The following is a 2,835-nucleotide window of genomic DNA, read 5'->3' on the forward strand; positions in this document are numbered from 1 at the left end:
AAACATTTTGCGTTATCGACCTACCACGCAAACTACTCTAGCATACTAAAGTTAAATTGGCAACTATAGATTAGAGTTATTCTTAGTCGTGCTTCGCTGTTCTATGCTGGCGGAACTTTTCATCTCCGAGGTGAAACCGAGGGTTCCTTCAAGCCGACATTATAGGTAAAAAAGGCAATTGCAGATACAGCAGTTATCTTAATGGTAAGGTACAAAGTTTTCTTTTTGGGGAACGGGGAACAGTGGCTGGTCGTCCAGAAATGATAATTTACCCCCACCGTAGTTGGGAGAGCCAGAACTGGGTCGAGGAAGTTTGAGCATTTGTACTAAAACTCCCCCGACGCAGTTTAAATGCAGTACAATCCAGCACATCTCAACTGTATCTTAGTCGCGGATTTCCAGATAATTTGCTCCTCAGTCCCGCTACTGCCAGAAAAGTTAATATTTAGTCCTTCTTTACTTTAAGTTAAGAAACTTATCTAAGGCTAGAACCATATTCGGCGGCCAACGGCGCACGCTTTTTACCCAATCGAGGTCTTGATAGCGGGTATCCATGCCGACGGCGGCTACCCAATTGCTTTCCGCCTCTCCCTGTTGTCCTTGGGTCCATAAAACGGCGCTTAAGGCGGCTCTGACATCGGGAAACATGGGGTATTTGCGGGCAATATTCCGCATTTTTTGGACTGCTTCTGGATATCTGCCCAATTCGTACAGGGCCAGCGCCAGATTAGCCTGCGCCCAGGCAAAATTCGGGGCTAGTTGAGTGGCTTGGCGATAGTCTTTGACGGCGGCTTCCCAGTCCCCTAAACCGCCCTCAGCGTTGCCGCGATTGTTATAGGCGAAGGCATCATTGGGGGCCAGTTCTAAAACTTTATTATAATCGGCGATCGCTTCTTGATATTTGCCTTCTCCCTCTAAAGCGGTGCCGCGATTGAGGTAGGGATCGGGGGCATCGGGGGCAATGGCGATCGCTTGGTTAAAATCAGCGATCGCATCCTCTAATTTATTGAGACTGACTCTGGCATTGCCGCGATTACTCCAAACGGCGGGATTAGTGGGGAATTTGGTGACTAATTGGGTCCAATAGCTTTCGGCCTGGGCGTAATCCCCTTTTTCTGTGGCTTCTAGGGCTTTTTCGGCGATAACTTCCCCTTCTCTAATCTGTTCTTCGCTAATAGTCGGGCTATCGGCATAAGCCGCTATGGGTAGGGCAAAAAAGAGCAATAGACTCAATACACAAGCGGTGATCCAACGCATAATTACTTCATAATTTGTTACTTAATCTTTTCTCAATCTACCCTACTTAGGTGAACTCTGCCCTAGATAGTCTTGATAGCCTAGTCGTTGAAGATTGCTTTGTTTTTCGAGGACGGAATCGCTGAGGGATTGACGATAGGCGATAACTTGCTCTAAAAGATCAGCATTACCGATGGCGAGAATTTGAACCGCTAAAAGTCCGGCATTTTTGGCATTACCGATCGCCACCGTGGCCACGGGAATGCCTGCGGGCATCTGTACAATTGAATAGAGAGAGTCTAACCCTTGTAAAGTGCGCGTGACTACGGGAACTCCAATCACGGGTAAGGGGGTTAAAGATGCCACCATCCCGGGTAAATGGGCAGCCCCGCCGGCTCCAGCGATAATCACTTTTATTCCCCTTAAATGAGCGTTTTTGCCGTATTCAAACATTTTTTCGGGGGTACGATGGGCCGAGACAATGGTGACTTCGTGGCTAATCTGAAAAACCTCTAAAACTGCGATCGCTTCTTTCATGGTGGGTAAGTCGGAATCACTGCCCATAATTACACCCACTAGGGGCGCTGCTGTCACCATAACTGCTAGAAAATAATTTTGCTTTTTAATCTTATAGCAGGGTTTGTTATTTTGTCTTCAAACCCTACTGATCAGATTTCCCCTAAATTGCATCGGGATCGATGCCTAATTCTCGCAATTTTTGGGCTAATTTTTCCTTAGCTTGTCGTTCCCTTTCTTTTTCTAAAAGAGCCTGTTCTTTTGCCTGTCGTTGCTGTAATTCCGCTTCTTGAGGAGTGGGGACTAATTCACCATCGGCGGTAAAATAACGCAGTTTACGGTCAAATATCCCTAAATATAATCCTAACTGTTCACTCCAGAGATAACCCTGTTCATTGGGAGAAATGGCTTGATATTGTCCCTCAATTAGTCTAAATCCTTGTAATTCTAAAGTATTAGGATCAAACCCAAAATAATTAGGAGTGCGAAAGGTATTCTGATAGAGAATTTTCTTGTTATTGCGGTCAATATTGGCCGTAGAATCGGAGAGAATCTCGACAATTACATCCGGATATTTCCCCTGTTCTCCCCAGACTACCCAACTTTTGCGGGGACGTTTTTCGGTATCTAAAACCACAAAAAAATCGGAACCACAGAAATCACGTTTTTTTAGTTGTTCCGCGTTGTAGTAGATGGTTAGATTTCCCGAAACGTAGTAATCACTCCTCTTGCGCCATAATAAACTTGTTGCAAAATAAGAAAAAGCCGAATGAATTGTTTTGTGAGAAGTTCAGCTTGCCTCTCCTTTTAATTAATGCTTATGCTGCCGCTAAATAAAAATTCCATAATCCACAAGCCGTTAAGATTAATTGATCATCAAAATTAGCTACACGATTCCTATAAATATCGGAAACTGCACGGTATCTTTTCACCCCAGAAAAAGGGTGGTGATTCGGTAGTAGTGATGGCGGCTTAATCCTTTGCTTTGCTGTGCATTGTAGTCATGGATAAAATACCAAAGGGTTCCCCAACGTGATTCTCCATTTTTTTAGAGAAAGATAGACTCTCTCTCACCAACCGAGA

3 protein-coding genes are annotated in these 2,835 nt (G+C 44.7%); all 3 read right to left on the bottom strand.

Annotated elements, in window-relative coordinates:
• Positions 1–456 precede the first annotated feature (456 nt).
• On the bottom strand, positions 457–1,257 hold the full coding sequence (locus IM509_RS03155) for a tetratricopeptide repeat protein (protein ID WP_072927841.1): 801 nt from the start codon (positions 1,255–1,257) through the stop codon (positions 457–459).
• Positions 1,258–1,299: 42 nt separating this feature from the next.
• The gene (purE, locus tag IM509_RS03160; protein WP_002761719.1) at positions 1,300–1,833 is read right to left on the bottom strand and encodes a 5-(carboxyamino)imidazole ribonucleotide mutase; all 534 of its coding nucleotides are present in this window, start codon (positions 1,831–1,833) and stop codon (positions 1,300–1,302) included.
• 82 nt (positions 1,834–1,915) lie between these two features.
• Positions 1,916–2,527 (bottom strand): Uma2 family endonuclease, encoded by a 612-nt coding sequence (locus IM509_RS03165; RefSeq protein ID WP_052276216.1) that lies wholly within the window; start codon positions 2,525–2,527, stop codon positions 1,916–1,918.
• Between the last annotated feature and the right edge of the window lie 308 nt (positions 2,528–2,835).

It is taken from the genome of Microcystis sp. M31BS1 (genome assembly GCF_020245285.1).
GTDB lineage: Bacteria > Cyanobacteriota > Cyanobacteriia > Cyanobacteriales > Microcystaceae > Microcystis > Microcystis panniformis.

Bases quoted from the DNA above. Each gene is read 5' to 3' on its own strand.
- IM509_RS03155 (WP_072927841.1), bottom strand. From the start codon at position 1,257: ATGCGTTGGATCACCGCTTGTGTATTGAGTCTATTGCTCTTTTTTGCC.
- purE (WP_002761719.1), bottom strand. From the start codon at position 1,833: ATGGTGACAGCAGCGCCCCTAGTGGGTGTAATTATGGGCAGTGATTCC.